This window comes from Stenotrophomonas indicatrix, from assembly GCF_050573115.1.
GTDB classification, from domain to species: Bacteria; Pseudomonadota; Gammaproteobacteria; order Xanthomonadales; family Xanthomonadaceae; genus Stenotrophomonas; species Stenotrophomonas lactitubi_A.
On sequence record NZ_JBNYZT010000008.1, the window covers coordinates 1 to 19,052 of the forward strand.

General features: G+C 67.3%; 18 protein-coding genes. 12 read left to right on the plus strand and 6 right to left on the minus strand.

Annotation, left to right across the window (positions count from 1 at the left end):
* Positions 1-179: 179 nt before the first annotated feature.
* Positions 180-1,586, plus strand: a complete 1,407-nt coding sequence (locus ACQ5SA_RS17305; protein WP_499315219.1) for a coniferyl aldehyde dehydrogenase — start codon at positions 180-182, stop codon at positions 1,584-1,586.
* A gap of 314 nt (positions 1,587-1,900) precedes the next feature.
* Complete coding sequence (gene xth, locus ACQ5SA_RS17310) at positions 1,901-2,668, plus strand: exodeoxyribonuclease III (protein ID WP_499315221.1); 768 nt, start codon at positions 1,901-1,903, stop codon at positions 2,666-2,668.
* 51 nt (positions 2,669-2,719) lie between these two features.
* Here xth and ACQ5SA_RS17315 read toward each other — a convergent pair whose 3' ends face one another.
* On the minus strand, positions 2,720-2,971 hold the full coding sequence (locus ACQ5SA_RS17315) for a GlsB/YeaQ/YmgE family stress response membrane protein (protein ID WP_025878785.1): 252 nt from the start codon (positions 2,969-2,971) through the stop codon (positions 2,720-2,722).
* An 84-nt stretch (positions 2,972-3,055) separates the two neighbouring features.
* Between ACQ5SA_RS17315 and ACQ5SA_RS17320 the strand changes: the two genes are divergently transcribed.
* The 9 genes from ACQ5SA_RS17320 to ACQ5SA_RS17360 all read left to right on the plus strand — a co-directional run bounded on the left by ACQ5SA_RS17320 (position 3,056) and on the right by ACQ5SA_RS17360 (position 11,242).
* On the plus strand, positions 3,056-3,655 hold the full coding sequence (locus ACQ5SA_RS17320) for a 4'-phosphopantetheinyl transferase family protein (RefSeq protein WP_089237883.1): 600 nt from the start codon (positions 3,056-3,058) through the stop codon (positions 3,653-3,655).
* A gap of 39 nt (positions 3,656-3,694) precedes the next feature.
* Positions 3,695-4,333, plus strand: a complete 639-nt coding sequence (gene rsmG / locus ACQ5SA_RS17325) for a 16S rRNA (guanine(527)-N(7))-methyltransferase RsmG (protein ID WP_499315223.1) — start codon at positions 3,695-3,697, stop codon at positions 4,331-4,333.
* Between the two features lie 112 nt (positions 4,334-4,445).
* The gene (locus ACQ5SA_RS17330; protein ID WP_025878788.1) at positions 4,446-5,243 is read left to right on the plus strand and encodes a ParA family protein; all 798 of its coding nucleotides are present in this window, start codon (positions 4,446-4,448) and stop codon (positions 5,241-5,243) included.
* Positions 5,243-6,166, plus strand: coding sequence for a ParB/RepB/Spo0J family partition protein (locus ACQ5SA_RS17335; RefSeq protein ID WP_025878789.1), 924 nt, complete (start codon positions 5,243-5,245; stop codon positions 6,164-6,166). The genes ACQ5SA_RS17330 and ACQ5SA_RS17335 overlap by 1 nt, the downstream gene beginning before the upstream one ends.
* 142 nt (positions 6,167-6,308) lie before the next feature.
* Positions 6,309-7,034, plus strand: coding sequence for a suppressor of fused domain protein (locus ACQ5SA_RS17340; RefSeq protein WP_499315225.1), 726 nt, complete (start codon positions 6,309-6,311; stop codon positions 7,032-7,034).
* A gap of 64 nt (positions 7,035-7,098) precedes the next feature.
* Positions 7,099-8,064, plus strand: coding sequence for an NAD-dependent epimerase/dehydratase family protein (locus tag ACQ5SA_RS17345; RefSeq protein ID WP_033832549.1), 966 nt, complete (start codon positions 7,099-7,101; stop codon positions 8,062-8,064).
* Positions 8,065-8,154: 90 nt separating this feature from the next.
* Positions 8,155-8,877, plus strand: a complete 723-nt coding sequence (locus ACQ5SA_RS17350; RefSeq protein WP_499315228.1) for a glycosyltransferase family 2 protein — start codon at positions 8,155-8,157, stop codon at positions 8,875-8,877.
* Complete coding sequence (locus ACQ5SA_RS17355; RefSeq protein ID WP_025878793.1) at positions 8,877-9,224, plus strand: lipid-A-disaccharide synthase N-terminal domain-containing protein; 348 nt, start codon at positions 8,877-8,879, stop codon at positions 9,222-9,224. The genes ACQ5SA_RS17350 and ACQ5SA_RS17355 overlap by 1 nt, the downstream gene beginning before the upstream one ends.
* Positions 9,225-9,469: 245 nt before the next feature.
* Positions 9,470-11,242, plus strand: coding sequence for a DUF885 domain-containing protein (locus tag ACQ5SA_RS17360; protein ID WP_499315230.1), 1,773 nt, complete (start codon positions 9,470-9,472; stop codon positions 11,240-11,242).
* A gap of 126 nt (positions 11,243-11,368) precedes the next feature.
* Here ACQ5SA_RS17360 and ACQ5SA_RS17365 read toward each other — a convergent pair whose 3' ends face one another.
* The 5 genes from ACQ5SA_RS17365 to ACQ5SA_RS17385 all read right to left on the minus strand — a co-directional run bounded on the left by ACQ5SA_RS17365 (position 11,369) and on the right by ACQ5SA_RS17385 (position 18,000).
* The gene (locus ACQ5SA_RS17365) at positions 11,369-14,578 is read right to left on the minus strand and encodes an efflux RND transporter permease subunit (protein WP_499315231.1); all 3,210 of its coding nucleotides are present in this window, start codon (positions 14,576-14,578) and stop codon (positions 11,369-11,371) included.
* Positions 14,579-14,587: 9 nt separating this feature from the next.
* Positions 14,588-15,787, minus strand: a complete 1,200-nt coding sequence (locus tag ACQ5SA_RS17370; protein WP_499315233.1) for an efflux RND transporter periplasmic adaptor subunit — start codon at positions 15,785-15,787, stop codon at positions 14,588-14,590.
* Positions 15,784-17,037 carry a TolC family protein gene (locus ACQ5SA_RS17375; RefSeq protein WP_499315235.1) on the minus strand — a complete coding sequence of 418 codons (1,254 nt, stop codon included), beginning with the start codon at positions 17,035-17,037 and terminating at the stop codon, positions 15,784-15,786. Before ACQ5SA_RS17375 ends, ACQ5SA_RS17370 begins: the two co-directional genes overlap by 4 nt.
* 56 nt (positions 17,038-17,093) lie before the next feature.
* On the minus strand, positions 17,094-17,438 hold the full coding sequence (locus ACQ5SA_RS17380) for a hypothetical protein (RefSeq protein WP_165378463.1): 345 nt from the start codon (positions 17,436-17,438) through the stop codon (positions 17,094-17,096).
* A 163-nt stretch (positions 17,439-17,601) separates the two neighbouring features.
* Entirely contained in the window at positions 17,602-18,000 is a 399-nt protein-coding gene (locus ACQ5SA_RS17385; protein WP_499315237.1) for a RidA family protein, read from the minus strand.
* A 110-nt stretch (positions 18,001-18,110) separates the two neighbouring features.
* On the opposite strand from ACQ5SA_RS17385, the gene ACQ5SA_RS17390 reads away from it, so the two are divergent.
* A complete protein-coding gene (locus ACQ5SA_RS17390) occupies positions 18,111-19,004 on the plus strand; it encodes a LysR family transcriptional regulator (protein ID WP_499315239.1) in 894 nt (297 codons plus the stop codon).
* Positions 19,005-19,052 lie beyond the last annotated feature (48 nt).

Here is a 19,052-nt window from a genome sequence, read left to right on the forward strand (position 1 = left end):
GGGTGGCCTGTTCCTGCATGAGACGAAGAACGTGGATATCACCAAGTAACCGGTGGTTTTCATTGCATGAAGGAAAGGCCGTGGTGCAGACCACGGCCTTTCTGTTTGTGGGCGCGCTTATCCGGCCCGCACTCTGGTAGTGCCGGCCGCCTCACGTGCGCACGCCGTATAGTCGCGGAATGAGCATCTCAGCCGCCGACCTCCCCGCCATCCTGCATACCCTGCGCAGTGCGTGGCAGGCCCAGCGTCCTTCGCTGGACCAGCGCGAAGCCGACCTGCGCCGCCTGCGCGAGGCGCTGAAGGAGCGCATGGACGAAATGGCTGCGGCCATCGCCGAGGACTTCGGCCACCGCGCCCACGTTGAATCGAAACTAGCCGATGGCATGAGCGTGCTGTCGGCCATCGATCACCTGCGCCGTCACCTGCGACGCTGGTCGAAGCCGCGTCATGCGTCTGCAGGCTGGAAGCTGTGGCCAGCCCGCGCGCAGCTGCGGCCGACGCCGCTGGGCGTGGTCGGGGTGATCTCGCCGTGGAACTATCCGGTCACGTTGGCGTTGGTGCCGCTGGCCACTGCGATTGCCGCTGGCAACCATGTGCTGCTGAAGCCTTCCGAGCACACACCGCGCACCAGCGCGTTCCTGGCCGATCTGCTGGCCAGCGTGTTTCCGCCTGGTCGCGTGGCGGTGGTGCAGGGCGGGGCTGATGTTGCAGCGGCAGTGTCCGCGTTGCCGCTGGACCACCTCGTGTTTACCGGTTCCACCGCGGTCGGTCGCAAGGTGATGGCGGCGGCGGCGGAACATCTGGTGCCGCTGACGCTGGAGCTGGGCGGGAAGTCGCCCGCCATCGTCTGCCGCGATTTTCCGTTGGATAAAGCCGCGGCGCGGCTGGCCACCGGCAAGTGGTTCAACGCCGGGCAGACCTGCATCGCGCCGGACTATGTGTTGATCGACAGCGTGCGCCAGCGCGAGTTCGTGCAGGCGCTGCAGCAGCAGGTGCGCGAGCGTTACGGTGATTTCAGCGATGCGGGTGACTACACGCGGATCATCAACGAAGGCCAATACCGGCGCCTGCAGGGCTATCTGGCGCAGGCGCGCGAACGCGGTGTGCCGGTGATTGCGCTGGCGCAGGTGGATGAGGCGCGCGCCGACCGCGAGCGGCTGCTGGTGCCAACGGTAGTGCTGGACCCGCCGGATGACCTGGACCTGATGCGCGAGGAGATCTTCGGCCCGATCCTGCCGGTACGCGCCTATCCGGACCTGGATGCGGCGCTGGCCGACATCGTGGCCCGCGACCGGCCGTTGGCGCTGTATCCCTTCAGCCACGACACGGCGACGGTGGAGCGCATCCTTGGCCAGGTGGTGGCCGGTGGGGTGACGGTGAACGACACGCTGCTGCACTTCGCCGCTGATGGTCTGCCGTTCGGCGGTGTGGGCGCCAGTGGCATGGGCGCGTATCACGGGCAGGCCGGGTTCGATGCCATGAGCAAACTGCTGCCGGTGTTGTGGCAGTCGCGCTGGGCGGCCAGTGACCGGCTGCGGCCGCCGTATTCGAAGATTGCCGGGTTGTTGAGGTTGCTGCTGCGGTGAACCCAGGCAGAGCGTGGCGCTGCACCCGGTGGTAGTGCCGGCCGCTGGCCGGCAACCTCATGACCCTTCGGCGAGGCCCTGCACTTGCCGGCCAGCGGCCGGCACTACCGGTAGCCGCCAGGCCGCGCGGCCCGTTCCGGTAGGTGCCAACCTTGGTTGGCACGCGTGAACCCCAAGCGCCAACCAAGGTTGGCGTCTACCGGGGCGCACGGCACCCCAAGCGCCGACCAAGGTCGGCCTCTACCGGGGCGCACGGCATCCAGGCCCCAACCAAGGTTGGCATCCACCAAAGCACACCCGGGTAGAATGCCCCCATGAAGATCGCCTCGTGGAACGTCAATTCGCTCAATGTCCGCCTGCCGCACCTGGAGCAGTGGCTCAAGGACTTCGGCCCGGACATCGTCGGTATCCAGGAAACCAAGCTGGAGGACCACAAGTTCCCCGATTCGGCGCTTATCGCCGCGGGCTACCGCAGCGTGTTCGCTGGTCAGAAGACCTACAACGGCGTGGCGTTGCTGTCGCGCGAGCCGGCGCAGGACGTGCAGATCGGCATTCCCGGTTTCGAGGACGAGCAGAAGCGGGTCATCGCCGGCACCTTCGGCGACCTGCGGGTGATCAACCTGTATGTGGTCAACGGCCAGGACATCGGTACCGACAAGTACGAGTACAAGCTGCGTTGGCTGGAAGCCGTGCATGCCTGGATCGCCGAAGAACTGCAGCGGCATCCGAAGCTGATCGTGATGGGCGACTTCAACATCGCCCCTGATGCGCGCGACGTGCACGACCCCGAGGTCTGGAACGAGAACCACATCCTGACCTCCACCGCCGAGCGCGGCGCGCTGACCAAGCTGCTGCAGCTGGGTCTGCACGATGGTTTCCGCCTGCACAACGACGAGGCCGGCACCTTCAGCTGGTGGGATTACCGGGCGGCCGGTTTCCGCCGCAACCTCGGCCTGCGCATCGACCTGAATCTGGTTTCCGATGCACTGAAGGGCAGTGTGGTGGCCTCGGGCATCGACCGCGAGCCGCGTACCTGGGAACGCCCCAGTGATCATGCGCCGGCCTGGGTGCAGTTGGGCTGAAACAACGAGGCCCGGCAGATGCCGGGCCCCGTATTCAAGCGGTGTTCCGCGTCAGCGTATGCTCTTGCGGGTGAACAGGTTGACGATCGCCAGCAGGATCACCGCGCCGATCAGCGAGAACAGGAACGTGCGGAGGGTGATCGCTTCATTGATGCCGCCGCCGAACAGCCAGCCGGAAATCAGTGCGCCAACGATGCCCACCACGATGTTGAGGATGATGCCCTGCTGGCCATCGCGCTTCATGATGATGCTTGCCAGCCAGCCGACGATGCCGCCGACGATCAGCCAGATGATGATTCCCATGATCGACTCTCCGGTGGATAACAGAGCACAGTTGACGCGCAACGCTGTGAACCCGTCGTGCAATCCCGTGATGGCCGCGTGCGGATGAGCCTGCCAGCCACCCTCGACGGCCCCTGGCGGTTTGGCCCGGTCACGGTCTGGCGCTGCCCGCACGTGCCCGGCCAGCGCGGTGAGCCGCAGGCCCGGCAGGTGCTGGCACAAGCCCTGGGAGGCGAGCCGGATGCGCTGCCGCTGCTGCGCGATGACAAGGGCCGCCCCGAGCTGAGCGGCGCGCTGGCCCACTACGGCACCGGCTGGAGCCACAGTGGCGAGGTGCTGCTGGTGGCACTGGGCGAAGGCGTGCGGCTGGGCGTGGACCTGGAACTGCTGCGGCCGCGCCCACGCATGCTGGAAATCATCCAGCGCTTCTTCCATCCCGACGAAGTGGTCTGGCTGCAGGGCCTGGACGAGGCCGACCGCGAGCATTGGTTCTTCCGCGTGTGGTGCGCCAAGGAAGCCATGCTGAAGGCGCACGGGCAGGGCATTTCCTTTGGCCTGCACCGCCTGCAGCTGGCCCCGGCCGCCGATGGCGCGCTGCACCTGCGCTGGTGCGACCCGGAACTGGGCGAGGCGGCGCGCTGGCACCTGCACGAGTGGCAGGCCAGTGGCCAGTTCCGCGCCGCATTGGCCTGGTATCCGCAGTGAATCGCCGAATCTGCAGTGAAAACCGGCGATAATGTTGCAATGAGCGAACACGATCTTCCCGCCGGCGTAGCGACCACGCTGCAGCAGGGCCTGGCCAGCATGGGCCTGGCCGCCGAGCTGGCCCCGCCGCTGCTGCGCTACCTGGCGCTGCTGCACCGCTGGAACGGCACCTACAACCTCACCGCCATCCGCGATCCGCAGGAAATGGTCACCCGCCATCTGCTTGATTCGCTGGCGATGCAGCCGTTCGTGGCCGATGGCAGCCTGGCCGACCTCGGTACCGGCCCCGGGTTGCCGGGCATCCCGCTGGCAATCGCCTGCCCAGGCCTGCAGGTCACCTTGGTGGAAAGCAACGGCAAGAAGGCCCGCTTCATGCGCGAGGCCGTGCGCCAGCTGGGCCTGGACAATGCCCGCGTGGCCGAGTCGCGCGCCGAAGCGCTGGCCGAGCCGGGCAGCTACGACCAGCTGACCGCGCGCGCGATGGACACCCTGGCCGGCATCGTCCGCGTCGGTGGCCACCTGCTGCGCCCCGGTGGCGTGCTGCTGGCCATGAAGGGCGTCTACCCGCATGAGGAGATCGCAGCGCTGCCGGCCGGTTGGCAGGTGCGCGAGGTGGTCCCGCTGAGCGTGCCCGGCCTGGCCGGCGAACGCCATCTGGTCACCGTCACAGGCCCCTGAACCCCGCCGCCACCCCCTTGTGGAACAAGCGGTTGGCGATCCACGATTTCCGCACGGGCCCGGTTGTACGCATAATGACCGGTCCCAGCACACGTCGACGAGGCACACCCGCATGGCCCGCATCATCGCCATCGCCAACCAGAAGGGTGGCGTCGGCAAGACCACGACCGCCGTCAACCTGGCCGCTTCCCTGGCCAACGCACCCAAGCGCGTGCTGTTGGTCGACCTGGATTCCCAGGGCAACGCGACCATGGGCAGTGGCGTGGACAAGCGCGAGCTGGTCTCCTCCACCTACGATCTGCTGCTGGGCGAGTCCAGCGCTGCCGACGTGCGCGTGCAGACCGCCGAAGGCTACGACCTGCTGCCGGGCAACATCGACCTGACCGCGGCCGAGATCCAGCTGATGGCGCAGAGCGAGCGCGAGCAGCGCCTGAAGCGCGCGCTGGCGCCGATCCGCGACGAGTACGACTACATCCTGATCGACTGCCCGCCGGCACTCTCGCTGCTGACCCTGAACGCCCTGGCCGCCGCCGATTCGGTGATCGTGCCGATGCAGTGCGAGTACTACGCACTGGAAGGCCTGAGCGCGCTGGTGGAAACCATCGAAGCGCTGCGTGCCAACCTCAACCCGGCGCTGGAGATCGAAGGCGTGCTGCGCACCATGTTCGACGTGCGCAACAACCTGGCCAATGCCGTGTCGGCCGAGCTCACCGAGCACTTCGGCGACCGGGTGTTCCGCACCATCGTGCCGCGCAACGTGCGCCTGGCCGAGGCGCCCAGCCATGGCCAGAGCATCGTCGGCTACGATCGTGCTTCGCGCGGCGGCGTGGCCTACCTCGGCCTGGCCGGCGAGATCATCCGTCGCAACAACGAACGCAACAAGGCCACCAAGGCCGTGGAGACCGTCTGATGACCAGCAGCAAGCCTGCAGCCAAGAAGCGAGGCCTCGGCCGCGGCCTGGACGCACTGCTCGGTCCGAAGGGCGCGGTCAGCCAGGTGCAGGCCAGTACGGCGGTGATCGAGCCGCTGCCCGGTGAAGTGCTGCGCAAGCTGCCGGTAGGCCAGCTGCAGCCGGGCAAGTACCAGCCGCGTCGCGAGATGGACCAGGGCAAGCTGTCCGAACTGGCCGACTCGATCAAGTCGCAGGGCGTGATCCAGCCGATCCTGGTGCGCCAGCTGCCGGCAGGCAACTTCGAGATCGTCGCCGGTGAACGTCGCTGGCGCGCCTCGCAGCTGGCTGGCCTGGACGAAGTGCCGGTGGTGGTGCGCGAGCTGGAAGACCGCACCGTCATCGCGATGGCGCTGATCGAGAACATCCAGCGCGAAGACCTCAACCCGCTGGAAGAAGCCGAAGCGCTGCAGCGCCTCATCAGCGAATTCACCCTGACCCATGCCGAGGCCGCCGAGGCCGTCGGTCGCTCGCGCGCGGCGGTGTCCAACCTGCTGCGCCTGCTGGAGCTGCCGATCGCCATCCGCCTGCTGCTGGAAACGCGCCGGCTGGAGATGGGGCACGCCCGCGCACTGCTGACGCTGGCCCCGGAACTGGCCAGCAAGCTGGCCCAGGAAGCGGCCGATGAAGGCTGGTCGGTGCGCGAGGTCGAGCGTCGTGCGCAGGCGTTTGCCGCCGGCAAGGTGCCGAGCAACCGTCCGCAGCCGGTGGCCAAGGTGCAGCAGGCCGATATCGCCTCGCTGGAAACCGAGCTGTCCGAAGTGCTGGGTACCTCGGTTGCCATCAATCATGGCCGCGGCGGCAAGGGCAAGCTGATCATCCATTACGCCAACCTGGACACGCTCGATGGCGTGCTGGAGCGGCTGCGCACGCGCCAGGGCTGACCCCGGCGCATCTTCATGGGCGCACGGCCCGTTCCTGCCGTGTGCCGTCGATTGCAGGGAACGCACCGCCGCGCGTGCCGGAGGCCGCGTCGTCCACCGCAGGTGGGCCGCTCCGCCCCGTGGCTCATCCAGGGAGCAGGACATGACCATTGAAGTAGACGACGTCAGCCCGGGCGGCAGCCCGATTCTCGTACACAGCCGCGAGAAGGACTTCACCCCGGCCCAGGGCGAGTCGCACATCGAGGAGATCAGCGCGCACATCGAGCGCCATCTTGGCCCGATCTCCGGCGTCTTCCATGAAATCATCTCCGATATCGTCCACATCGACGTGCATGTGGTGCCCGCCACCGACGAGTGCCCGTACCTGCGGCTGGTGACCTCGGGCATGAGTGATCTGCCGATGGCCGTGCCCGACGAGGTGGGCGCCCCCCGGCACATGGAACTGATGGTGACCCTGCCGGCGGATTGGCCGATCACCCAGGATGCCTTCGAGGATGAGCGCAACTACTGGCCGGTGCGCCTGCTGAAGACCCTGGCGCGGCTGCCGCACGAGTACGACACCTGGCTGGGCTTCGGCCACACCATTCCCAACGGCCATCCGTCCGAGCCCTATGCACCGGGCGTGGGGTTCGATGGGGCCATCGTGCTGCCGCCGGTCACGACCCCGGACGACTTCGGCACGCTGGCGCTGGAAGACGGCACCACCATCGAGTTCATGGCGATCGTGCCGCTGTACCCGGAAGAGATGGACCTGAAGCTGAAAAAGGACTCGGAAACCCTGCTGGATCGCTTCGATGCGAAGAACATCCAGGATGTCATCCAGCCGGGGCGCACCAATGTGGCCAAGAAGCGTTTCGGCCTGTTCTAGGCCCTGCGCGTACCATCAGACGCCATCACTACTGAATTGACCGTTGAATTCCAGGCTCACCGCAATGACCATCCTGCTCACCGGCGCAGCCGGCTTCATCGGTGCCTACACCGCCCGTGCCCTGCTTGATGCTGGCCAGTCGGTGGTCGGCCTGGACAACTTCAACGATTACTACGACCCACAGATCAAGCGCGACCGCGTGGCCGCGCTGTGCCCGACGCTGGATCTGCGCACGCTGGACCTGACCGACCGCGACGGCCTGGCCGCGCTGTTCGAGGAAGTACAGCCGACCGCGGTGATCCACCTGGCCGCGCAGGCCGGCGTGCGCTATTCGCTGGAAAATCCGCACGCCTACGTCGACAGCAACCTGGTCGGCTTCGTCAACATGCTCGAGCTGTGCCGCCACCGTGGCGTGCAGCATCTGGTGTATGCGTCCAGCAGTTCGGTGTACGGCGATTCGGCAACGCCGCCGTTTTCCGAAGACCAGCGCGTGGACCAGCCGCGTTCGTTGTACGCAGCGACCAAGGCGGCCAATGAACTGATGGCCTACACCTACGCGCAGCTGTATGGCCTGCATGCTACCGGCCTGCGCTTCTTCACCGTGTACGGCCCGTGGGGCCGGCCGGACATGGCGCCGCTGCTGTTCTCGCGCGCGGTGCTGGCTGGCCGTCCGATCGATGTGTTCAACGAAGGCCGCATGCAGCGCGACTTCACACATGTCTCCGACATCGTTGCCGGTATTCTCGGCGCCCTCGCGCACCCGGCTGATGGTCCGGTGCCGCACCGGGTGTTCAACCTCGGCAACCACACGCCGGTCGAGCTGGAGCGCTTCATCGGCGTGATCGAGCAGGCCGCTGGTCGCCCCGCGCAGAAGGTCTACAAGCCGATGCAGCCGGGCGACATGGTGCGCACGATGGCCGATACCCGGCGCGCACATGACGCATTTGGCTACGAACCGGTCATGCCGATCGAACAGGGCCTGCCGCCGGTGGTGCAGTGGTGTCGCGAGTATTTTGCTGATCGCGCGTGAGAACGCATCCTCACACTGCCAGATTCATCTTCGGATAACCTCGGCGTCGGAAAATGCGCGGTCTTTGTCCCTCCTTGGCCGAGTCCCCCCATGAGCCAACCCGAGCTGTCCGTCGTCGTCCCAGTATTCAACGAGCGCGACAACGTCGCGCCACTGGTGGCCGAAATCACCGCTGCACTGCGCGGCCGGCTGCCGTTCGAGATCGTCTACATCGATGATCATTCGCGCGATGACACCCTGGCCGTGCTGCAGGGCCTGAAGGCCACCACGCCGGAACTGCGGGTGCTGCACCACGTTTCGCAAAGCGGGCAGAGCACCGCGGTACGTACCGGCGTCAAGCATGCGCGTGCACCGTGGATCGCCACCCTCGACGGTGATGGCCAGAACGATCCGGCCGACATCCCCAAGCTGTTGGAGGCCCGCGGTACCGCCGACGCCCAGGTGAAGCTGTTTGCCGGCTGGCGCGTCAACCGCCAGGACAGCGGCAGCAAGCGCTGGGCCAGCAAGTGGGCCAATGCCATCCGCGCGCGCATGCTGCACGATGACACGCCTGATACCGGCTGCGGCATCAAGCTGTTCGAGCGCAATGCCTTCCTCGACCTACCGTACTTCGACCACATGCATCGCTACCTGCCGGCGCTGATGCAGCGCGCCGGCTGGAAGACCACCAGCGTGCCGGTCAACCATCGTCACCGCACTGCCGGCGTGTCCAAGTACAACAACCTCGGCCGTGCGCTGGTCGGCATCCGCGACCTGCGCGGCGTGGCCTGGCTGATCACCCGCAGCAAGCGCACCGCGGTGGAGGAGCGTTGATGGATCTGGAGCTTCACTGGCTGGACCAGCCGCTGACCTGGTTGTACTGGACCGGCCTGCATGTGACCGGCTGGAAGCTGATCGGCTACACCGGTGCGTTGATGTTTGGCGGTCGCTGGCTGGTCCAGTTCGTCGCCTCCAAGCGCGCCGGCAAGCCGGTGATCCCGCGCCTGTTCTGGTACATGAGCGTGGTCGGCAGCCTGATGACGCTGAGCTACTTCCTGTTCTCGGCCAAGCAGGACTCGGTGGGCGTGCTGCAGAACCTGTTCCCTGCATTCACCGCGTTGTACAGCCTGCAGCTGGACATCAAGCACCGCGGCTGGAAGCGGGACAAGGCCAGCCACTGAGTTACCGGTAGATGCCGACCTTGGTCGGCGCTGGGTTTCTCCGGGTGCCAACCAAGGTTGGCAACTACCAGAGCGGCCATGCAGGTGCCGCCGGGCCCGGGTGACGCCGACCTTGGTTGGCCCGATGCGTCCGCGGCAGGAGCATCCACGCATGGCGTGGATCTACTGAGGCAGGACCTTCGTCCCATGCCATGTGCGGTGCGGGGTGCCATGATCGGGGTCTGCCTTCCCGGGAACCTGTGCTCGTGAAAACCCGTCTTGCCGTAGCCCTGCTGATCGCCCTGTCTGCCCCCGCCGTGGCCCTGGCCGCACCGCCCACCGCCACCGCGCCGGCCAGTGTGGCCACTGAATCACCCGCCGACGCCACCTTCCGCGCGCTGTACGAGAAGGAGTGGAAGTGGCGCCAGGACGGCGGCGGCGAGGCCAGCGAGGACGAGGACGCCCCGGCCAACGCCACCCGCATGCCCGACGTCGGCGCGGCCGCGCAGCAGGCGCGCCTGAAGGTATGGGACGAAACCCTGGCCGCGCTGAAGAAGATCGATCCGAAGACCCTGTCGCCTGACAACCAGGTCAACTACGCGATCTACCGCGACCAGGTGTTCAACCTGGCCGAAGAAGTGCGCCTGCGCGGCTACGAGATGCCGTTCAACGCCGACTCCTCGTTCTGGTCCAACCTGTCCTTCATGGCCCGGCGCGAGATGAAGACCGTGCAGGACTACCAGAACTACATCGCGCGCTTGAATGACGTGCCGCGCTACTTCAACCAGCAGACCGAAAACATGCGCGCCGGCCTGAAGCGCGGCTTCAGCGTGCCGCGTGCGGTGCTCGATGGCCGCGAGGTGTCCATCGCCACCGTCGCCGAACTGAAGGACCCGACCGAGTCGCCGCTGTACGCGCCGTTCAAGAAGCTGCCCAACACCGTCCCGGTTGCCGAGCAGGCCAAGCTGCAGGCACAGGCCCGCGCGGCGATCAGCGGCAAGGTGGTGCCGGCGTTCCAGCAGCTTCGCACGTTCTTCGTCAACGAGTACGTGCCGCAGGCGCGTACCACCCTCGCCGCCGAAGCGATGCCCGACGGCAAGGCGTACTACAAGCAGCAGATCCACGAATACACCACGCTGGACCTGTCGCCGGACGAGATCCACCGCATCGGCCTGGATGAAGTGGCACGCATCCAGAAGGAAATGAACGACATCATCAAGCAGGTGAAGTTCAAGGGCAGCTTTGCCGAGTTCCTGACCTTCCTGCGTACCGACCCGCAGTTCTATGCCAGGACGCCGGAAGAACTGCTGTCGCGTGCCGCATGGATCTCCAAGCGTGCCGATGGCCAGCTCGGCAAGTACATGACATTGCCGCGCGCGCGCTTCACCATCGTGCCGGTGCCGCCGGACATCGCGCCGTTCTGGACCGCCGGCCGTGGTGGCATGGGCACCTATTGGCTCAACACCTACAACCTGCCGTCGCGCCCGCTGTACAACCTGCCGGCGCTGACCCTGCACGAATCCGATCCGGGCCATGCACTGCAGGGTGCCATCGCCGCCGAGCAGAAGAACCTGCCGGAGTTCCGCCGCAATGCCTACATCTCCGCCTATGGCGAAGGTTGGGCGCTGTACTGCGAGAAGCTGGGCGTGGAAATGGGCATCTACGAAACCCCGTACGAGGATTTCGGTCGCCTGACCTACGAGATGTGGCGCGCCACGCGTCTGGTGATCGACACCGGCGTGCACAGCAAGGGCTGGACCCGCGAACAGGCGCTGGCCTACCTGCGTGACCACACGGCGCTGAGCGAGCACGAAGTGACCACCGAAGTGGATCGCTACATTTCCTGGCCGGGCCAGGCGTTGAGCTACAAGCTCGGCGAGATCGCCATCGTGCGCCTGCGTGCGCAGGCGGAGAAGGAACTGGGTGACAAGTTCGACATCAAAGGCTTCCACGACACGCTGCTGAAGCAGGGCTCGGTGCCGTTGCCGGTGCTGGAGCAACAGATCCAGGCGTACATCGCCGAGCGCAAGAAGGTCTGATCAGACCAAGGTAGTGCCGGCCGCTGGCTGGCAACCTGCACGCACCGCAATCGTTCGACATTGCCGGCCAGCGGCCGGCACTACCGAAAAACGGGGGCGGATCGCATGATCCGCCCCTTTCGTCTTTCAGCCTGCCGCCCGCACCTTCGCCACGCGCGCAGCAAAGGTCGGCAGCACCAGCAGGGTCAGCACCGTGGCGGTGATCAAGCCACCGATCACCACCGTCGCCAGCGGCTTCTGCACTTCCGCACCGGAGCCACTGGCGATCGCCATCGGAATGAAGCCGACGATGGCCACCAGTGCGGTGGTCAGTACCGCGCGGATACGGCTGGACGCACCATTGATCGCGGCCATCATCGGCACGTCACCGGCGTCCAGGCGCTCGCGGATCGCCTGCATCAGCACCAGGCCGTTCAACGTGGCCACGCCGGAAACGGCGATGAAGCCCACCGCTGCCGACACCGAGAACGGCATGCCGCGCAGCAGCAGGGCGAGGATGCCGCCGACCAGCGCCAGCGGTACGCAGCTGAACACCAGAATGGCTTCCTTGCCGCTGCGCAGGGCCATGAACAGCAGGCTGCCGATCAGCAGGAACACCACCGGCACCACCGTGGCCAGGCGCTTTTCCGCACGCTGCAGGTTCTCGAACTGGCCGCCCCAGGTCAGGTAGGCACCGGGTGGCAGCGCCACCTCGGCCACGGCGGTCTGCGCCTCGCCAACGAAGCCGCCGAGATCGCGGCCACGCACGTTGGCCTGCACCACCACCCGGCGGCTGCCGTTGTTGCGGCTGATCTGGTTCGGCCCTTCGCTGACGCTGATGCGCGCGACCGAGGACAGCGGAATCACCACACCAGCCGGTGTTGCGATCGGCAGCGAGGCCAGCTGATCCGGGTCGTTGCGTGCGCTGTCATCCAGCCGCACCACCACATCGAAGCGGCGGTCGCCCTCGAAGATCTTGCCTGCCGCCGTGCCGCCGATGCCGGTGGACAGCGCATCGCTGACGTCCGCGGCGGTCAATCCGTACTGCGCCGCTGCCACGTGGTCGATCTTGACGTTGAGCGTGGGCAGGCCGGAAATCTGCTCCACGCGCACATCGGCCGCACCCTCCACCGCACGCAGTTTCAGCGCCACCTGGTCGGCCACCTTCTGCAGCTGGCTGAAGTCATCGCCGAAGATCATCACCGCCAGATCGGTCCGCACGCCGGAAATCAGCTCGTTGAAGCGCAGCTCGATCGGCTGGCTGAACTCGAAGCTGTTGCCCAGCTGCTGGCCGGCCAGCTTTTCGAAGCGGGCCACCAGCGCTTCCTTGCCCAGCTTCGGATCGGGCCAGTCTGCACGTGGCTTGAGCACGATCACGCTGTCGGAAATGTTGGTCGGCATCGGGTCGATCGCCGCTTCAGCGGTACCGGTACGCGAGAACACCGTTTCCACTTCCGGTTGCTTGGCAATCGCCTTCTCCAGCGCCAGCTGCATCGCCAGCGATTGCTCCAGTGAAGTGGACGGCACGCGCAGTGCCTGCATCGCCACGTTGCCTTCATCCAGGGTGGGCATGAACTCGCGGCCGAGCAGGCCGAACGAACCAATACCCACCAGCAGCATCAGGCCTGCACCCGCCACCACCGCCCGCGGACGCGCGACGGCCTGGCGGATGATCGGCTCGATGCGTCCACGCAGCACGCGGATCAGCTTCGTTTCGTGCTCGCCATCATCGCTGTGTGCCTCGCCTTCCTTCAGCTTCGGCTCGCGCACCATCAGTGCGGCCATCGCCGGCACGAAGGTGAAGGAGAAGATAAAGGCACCCACCAGGGCCAGCATGAAGGTCGCCGCCATCGGATGGAACGTCTTGCCCTCCACGCCTTCCAGGGTGAGGATCGGCGCGAACACCAGCAGGATGATCAGCTGGCCGAACGCTGCCGGTCGCGCCATCTTGCGCGCCGAATCAGCCGCGACACGCAGGCGTTCCATCGCGGTCAACGCGCGGCCCAGTTCGGCACGGCGCTGGCCCAGCATCAGCAGCGTCGACTCGATCACGATCACCGCACCGTCCACCAGGATGCCGAAGTCCAGCGCACCCAGGCTCATCAGGTTGCCGCTGATGCCGAAGCGGTTCATGCCGATCACCGCGAACAGGAACGACAGCGGGATCACCAGTGCGGTGATCGTCGCTGCGCGCAGGTTGCCGAGCAGCAGGAACAGCACCACCACCACCAGCAGCGCGCCTTCGGTGAGGTTCTTGGCCACGGTCTTGATGGTGGAATTGACCAGCTCGCTGCGGTCCAGCACCGGCGCCGCCACGATGTCCGCCGGCAGCGACTTGTTTACCTGTTCCAGGCGCGCGGTGGCGGCCTGGGCCACGGTGCGGCTGTTGCCGCCGGCGATCATCAGCGCGGTGCCGAGCACGGCTTCATGGCCATTGCGGCTGGCCGCACCCAGGCGCGGTGCGCGGCTCAGCTCAACCTCGGCCACATCGGACACCCGCACCACCACGCCGTTGCGGGTGGCCACCGGTGCCTGTGCCAGATCGTCGGTGGTCAGCGCCAGGCCATCGGCACGCACCACCAGGCCTTCGCCGGCACGCTGCACGAAGCCGGCACCCGCCTGCACATTGGAGCGCTGCAGGGCCGTCACCAGGTCGGCCAGGCCCAGGCCATGCGCGGCCAACCACGCGCTGTCCGGATGCACGCCGTATTCCTTGACGTAGCCACCGACGGTGTCCACGCCCGCCAGCCCGGGGCTGGAACGCATCTGCGGCGCGATGATCCAGTCCTGCACGGTGCGCAGGTAGGTGGCGCGTTCTTCCGGCGTGCGCAGCAGATTGCCTTCCGGCGTGCGGTAGACCTCGCCGGCCTGCCAGCCCGCTTCGCCGGGCTTGGCCAGCTTCGCAGGGTCGAACGCGGTGAAGTCCACCGTCCACATCAACACCTCGCCGAGGCCGGTGGTGACCGGCGACAGCATGGGCGAGGCACCCTCGGGCAGTGCTTCGGCGGCCTCGCGCATGCGTTCGGCCACCTGTTGGCGGGCGAAGTAGATGTCGGTGGCATCGGTGAAGATCGCGGTGACCTGCGAGAAGCCATTGCGCGACAGCGAACGGGTGGTGGTCAGGCCGGGGATGCCGGCCAGTGCGGTTTCCAGCGGATAGGTCACCTGCCGCTCGATCTGCTCGGGCGTCAGTGCAGGGGCCACGGTGTTGATCTGCACCTGGCGGTTGGTGATGTCCGGTACCGCATCGATCGGCAGCTTGCCGAGCTGGAACAGGCCTACGGCGGCAATGAGTGCAGCCAAGGCCACGACCAGCCAGCGGTGGCGTACCGCGGTTTCAATGATGAGCTTGAACATGGAAGGTCCTCAGTGCCCGTGCTCGGCTTCGCCCTTGGCCAGTTCGGCCTTGAGCAGGAACGCGTTGGCGCCGACGATGCGTTCGCTGCCGCTGAGGCCGCCGAGGATCTCGATGCGGTCGCCGGCGCGTCGGCCGGCCAGCACCGGCTGCACCTTGAAGCCGCCCTCGACGGCGACGAACACCGCGCTGCTGCCATCCACGTTCTGCACGGCATCGGCCGGTACGCTCAGCGCGCCATCCTTGCCGTCGGTGACCACCACCGCCGACACCGGCGAACCGGCTGGCGGCAATGCGGCATTGACCGGCGTGGCACGGATCACCGCCACGCCACCCTGCTGGCGCACATCGGCGGCAGAACCGGTGACGGTGGCACTGAAGCTGCCGCCCGGTACGGTCACTTCCAGCGTCATGCCCGGGCTGACCTGTGCGGCCAGCGCAGGCGGTGCGGTGAACACCAGCTCGTTCATCGATGGATCGGCGACGTCGGCCACCGGGCTGCCGGCCGCCACCACGCCACCAGGCGTGACCTGTACGTTGCCGACGATGCCGGCCACCGGGCTGGTGATGCGCACGCGGCCGCTGCTGTCGGGTGAACCGTTGGCGGCGGCCTGTGCCTGTGCGGCCGCAGCCTGCGCCTGTGCCGCCAGCGAGCGCGCGCGTGAGGTTTCCAGTTCCTGGCGGGCGACCACACCCTGTTCGACCAGCGCCTTGTCGCGGCCATGGGCCAGGCGCGCTGCTTCGGCTTCCGCGGCGGCGGCAACCGCATTGGCGCGGAACACCGCCGCCTCACCGCTGACCACGATCGCCAGCGCCTGGTTTTGCTTCACCGCCGTGCCCGGTGCGACCAGCACGCGCTCCACGCGCCCGGTCACGGTGGAGGCGACCGATGCACGCGCACCGATCGATGGCTCCACCCGGCCGGACAGCCGCGTCGAACCGCCGCCACCGCGGCCGACGGCGACCACGTCGATGCCGGAGGCCTTGATCTGCTCGGGCGTCAGCTGCACCACGCCTTCATCGGCGTCGGGCGCCTTGCTTGTTTCGGACTTCGCTTCGGTGCTGTCGGCGGCATGGCCATGGCCGTCGTCGGCCGCTGCCTTGCTGGCGGCATCTGATGCTGCCGGGGTCTGTGCGTTGCCAGAGCAGCCGGCCAGGAATACGGTCAGCAGCAGGCCACCAACCAGGGGGAAAGAGCGGGACAGGTTCATCGGGCCTCCACAAAAGGTGCGCGCCCTTCGAGGCGGGCGAGATCGATTTCCGCGCCGACGCGCGACAAACGCGCGTCCACAGCGGTGCCGCGGGCGGCGATGAGGGCACTGCGGGTGCTGCGCAGTTCCAGCTGCGAGATGCGTCCGGCGTCGAAGCCGACGCGGGCCAGGCGATAGGCTTCCTCGGCGGCGACCACGCTTTCGTCGGCCGCACGGGTGCGGCTGCCGGCCGCCTTCAGGCCCGCCACCGCCGACAACCGTTCCGCTTCGCTGTCGCGGCGCTGCTGGTCCAGCCGCGCCTCGGCCGCGCGCTGTTCGGCACTGGCGGCACGGATGCCACCACGGTTGCGGTCGAACAACGGGATCGAGAGGCTGACGCCGAGCGTGTACGCCTGCTCGCGGTCCTCGCGGAAACGCGTCTGCGCGGCGGTGACGCTGAGGTCGGGCAGGGCACGCTTGCGCTCCACATCGACCAGGCGACCGGCCGCATCAACTTCGGCTTCGGCGACACGCACGGCCAGTGCCACATCGATGGCGCCACGCGGCGCCGGCGGTGCGCGGTCGAGCAGGCTGTTGTCGATGGTCTGCACCGGTGCATCCAGCAGGGCCGCACCGGCCAGGCGGGCCAGCGCGGCATCGCGGAAGGCCTGTGCCTCATCCAGCGCGGCGCTGGCATTGGCCACTTCGCTTTGCGCCTGCACCGCACGCAACTGAGGTTCGCGGCCATGCTTGACCATGGCGGTGACCGCCGCCGCATCATCGCGGGTGAGGGTCAGCGCTTCGTCGGCCAAGGTGTAACGACGCAGGGCGCTTTCCGCCTGTGCGTAGATCGCCGCCAGCTGGCTGGCGACATCGCTGCGGCTCTGCGAACCACGCAGGGCAGCGGCCTGTGCCTCGGCGCGGGCGGCGCGGACGCGCGCGCTTCGCTGGCCCCAGACCTCCAAGGGCTGGGACAGGGTAAGCACGGTGTCGGCCCTGCCCATGCCGCCGTAGGAGCCTGTGCCCCAGGCGTTTTCGGCGGACCAGGAAAGGGAGGGGTTGGGCAGCGCCCGGGCCTGGTCGGCGCGGGCGTCGGCCGCCTCGGCCAATGCCGCGCCGACGCGGGTGCCGGGCAGCTGGTCGAGACGTTCAAGCAGGGTGTCGTACGAAGGTGCGGCTTGTGCGGCGACCTGTGCGGCGGGGATCAAGCCCAGCAGCACGGCGACGACCAGCCCGGCCGCGCGCGGCGACCGACGTGTCAGGATCGACATAGGGGGATTCCGGTTGTGAGTGAAACGGGAGCCCGCGATTGCGGGACGCGCTCAACTCACGCCCGGGGAGGACGTGCCAGTTCGTCCTGGGCGACCGCATAGGTCGCCGCGTCGCCTGCATTCATCCAGCGCGCCGGTTGCGGCGTGCCAAAGGCAGCGAAGGTGCTCGCCGGCAGGCTCAGGTTGGAGTGGTGGCAGTGGTTATGACTGCAGGCACCGGTGTGCTTGCCGTCGTTGTCACTGTCACCGTCGGGCTCTTCGGCAGCCGACTCCACATGCACCACGGTGCTGTCGTGCGGTTCCACCGCACAGGCCAGAACATCGGCCACCGGCACGACCACGAACGCCGCCATCAGCAGCATCAGCAGGTACGAACGAAGGTGGCGGGCGATCCGGCGCATGGAGGGGAGGCTAGCAAGCGGTTTTCGGTGGATACAATATCAATGGCCACCTCGGGAATTCGTCGGAACCTCCCGTTCAGGTGCGCGCCTGGTAGTGCCGACCGCTGGCCGGCAACGCATTGCGCTTCCGGGGTTCATGGGGGTTGCCGGCCAGCGGCCGGCACTACCGGTCGGCGGGCAGCTTCGCGATCACCTTGATCTCGAACTGGAAGCCATACAGCCAGGTCACGCCGATGCCGGTCAGGGTCGGGTGCGGCGCTTCGCCCCAGTACTCCGGCACGATCGCCCAGGCCTTTTCGAAGTTGGTTTCCGGGTCGACCAGGAACACAGTCACGTCGATCACGTCGTCGAACGAGCAGTCAGCCGCGGCCAGCACTGCGTTGAGATTCTCGAAGGCCCGGCGCACCTGGGTCTCGAAGTCTGGCTCGGGCGAACCGTCTTCACGGCTGCCGACCTGGCCGGAGACGAACAGGAAGCCATTGGATCGAATGGCCGGCGAGTAGCGGTTGCGCTCGTACAGCGCCTGCCGGCCGGCAGGAAAGACGACATCACGGTGGGACATAAGACGGATTCCAGACGGGAGGGCACCATCCTCCCCGCTGCCGCTGTCTGGATAAACCGCGATGATGTGCCTAGATTGATTGGTAATTCCAAACAATCAGGGGCGCTGACATGGACCGCTTCGAGGCGATGCGGGCATTTGCCCGCGTGGTGGAGACCAGCAGCTTCACCCGCGCCGCGCACACCCTGCAGCTCAGCCGCACCACGGTCACCCAGCTGGTACAGCAGCTGGAGGCGCATCTGCAGTTGCGGCTGCTCAACCGCACCACGCGCCGGGTCAGTGTCACCGCCGATGGCGCGGCGTACTACCCGCGCATCGTGCGCCTGCTGGCCGAGCTGGAAGAGGTGGAGGGTGGTCTGGGCGATGCCGCCGCACAACCGCGTGGTCGCCTGCACATCGATGTGCCGGGCCCGTTCGCGCGGCTGCTGCTGGTGCCGGCGCTGCCCGGCTTCCAGGCACGCTATCCGGAGATCCAGCTCGATATCGGCGTGAGTGACCGCGAGGTCGATGTCATCGCCGACAACGTCGACTGCGTGATCCGTGGCGGTACCCCGGCCGACCCGGCGCTGGTGGCGCGACCGTTGGCGAGCCTGCCGATCGGCTTCCATGCCAGCCCGGGCTATGTGCAGCAGTTCGGTGCGCCGGACCACCCGCGCGCGCTGGAAGGGCCCCAGCATCACACCGTCGGTTTCCTCAGCCCGCGCAGTGGCCGTGCCCGCGTGTTCACCGCGCAGCGCGGCGCCGAGCGCATCGAGGTGCAGGGGCGCTATTCAATCGGTTTCGATGATGGCAATGCCTATCTGGCGGCGGGTCTGGCCGGCCTCGGCGTGGTCGCGTTGCCCAGCTACATGGCCGAGCCGCACGTGGCGCGCGGCGAGTTGCTGCCGGTGCTGCACGATTGGCAGCTGCCGCCGATGCCGATGCACGTGATGTTCCCGCCGAACCGGCACATGAGCCAGCGGCTGCGGGTATTCATTGATTGGGTGGTGGAGGTGCTGGGATAGCATCATTGCACTCGTCTTCTGCGACGAACTGTGAGTGCGGAGTGCGCT

Bases quoted from the DNA above. Each gene is read 5' to 3' on its own strand.
- ACQ5SA_RS17305 (WP_499315219.1), top strand. From the start codon at position 180: ATGAGCATCTCAGCCGCCGACCTCCCCGCCATCCTGCATACCCTGCGC.
- xth (WP_499315221.1), top strand. From the start codon at position 1,901: ATGAAGATCGCCTCGTGGAACGTCAATTCGCTCAATGTCCGCCTGCCG.
- ACQ5SA_RS17315 (WP_025878785.1), bottom strand. From the start codon at position 2,971: ATGGGAATCATCATCTGGCTGATCGTCGGCGGCATCGTCGGCTGGCTG.
- ACQ5SA_RS17320 (WP_089237883.1), top strand. From the start codon at position 3,056: ATGAGCCTGCCAGCCACCCTCGACGGCCCCTGGCGGTTTGGCCCGGTC.
- rsmG (WP_499315223.1), top strand. From the start codon at position 3,695: ATGAGCGAACACGATCTTCCCGCCGGCGTAGCGACCACGCTGCAGCAG.
- ACQ5SA_RS17330 (WP_025878788.1), top strand. From the start codon at position 4,446: ATGGCCCGCATCATCGCCATCGCCAACCAGAAGGGTGGCGTCGGCAAG.
- ACQ5SA_RS17335 (WP_025878789.1), top strand. From the start codon at position 5,243: ATGACCAGCAGCAAGCCTGCAGCCAAGAAGCGAGGCCTCGGCCGCGGC.
- ACQ5SA_RS17340 (WP_499315225.1), top strand. From the start codon at position 6,309: ATGACCATTGAAGTAGACGACGTCAGCCCGGGCGGCAGCCCGATTCTC.
- ACQ5SA_RS17345 (WP_033832549.1), top strand. From the start codon at position 7,099: ATGACCATCCTGCTCACCGGCGCAGCCGGCTTCATCGGTGCCTACACC.
- ACQ5SA_RS17350 (WP_499315228.1), top strand. From the start codon at position 8,155: ATGAGCCAACCCGAGCTGTCCGTCGTCGTCCCAGTATTCAACGAGCGC.
- ACQ5SA_RS17355 (WP_025878793.1), top strand. From the start codon at position 8,877: ATGGATCTGGAGCTTCACTGGCTGGACCAGCCGCTGACCTGGTTGTAC.
- ACQ5SA_RS17365 (WP_499315231.1), bottom strand. From the start codon at position 14,578: ATGTTCAAGCTCATCATTGAAACCGCGGTACGCCACCGCTGGCTGGTC.
- ACQ5SA_RS17370 (WP_499315233.1), bottom strand. From the start codon at position 15,787: ATGAACCTGTCCCGCTCTTTCCCCCTGGTTGGTGGCCTGCTGCTGACC.
- ACQ5SA_RS17375 (WP_499315235.1), bottom strand. From the start codon at position 17,037: ATGTCGATCCTGACACGTCGGTCGCCGCGCGCGGCCGGGCTGGTCGTC.
- ACQ5SA_RS17380 (WP_165378463.1), bottom strand. From the start codon at position 17,438: ATGCGCCGGATCGCCCGCCACCTTCGTTCGTACCTGCTGATGCTGCTG.
- ACQ5SA_RS17385 (WP_499315237.1), bottom strand. From the start codon at position 18,000: ATGTCCCACCGTGATGTCGTCTTTCCTGCCGGCCGGCAGGCGCTGTAC.
- ACQ5SA_RS17390 (WP_499315239.1), top strand. From the start codon at position 18,111: ATGGACCGCTTCGAGGCGATGCGGGCATTTGCCCGCGTGGTGGAGACC.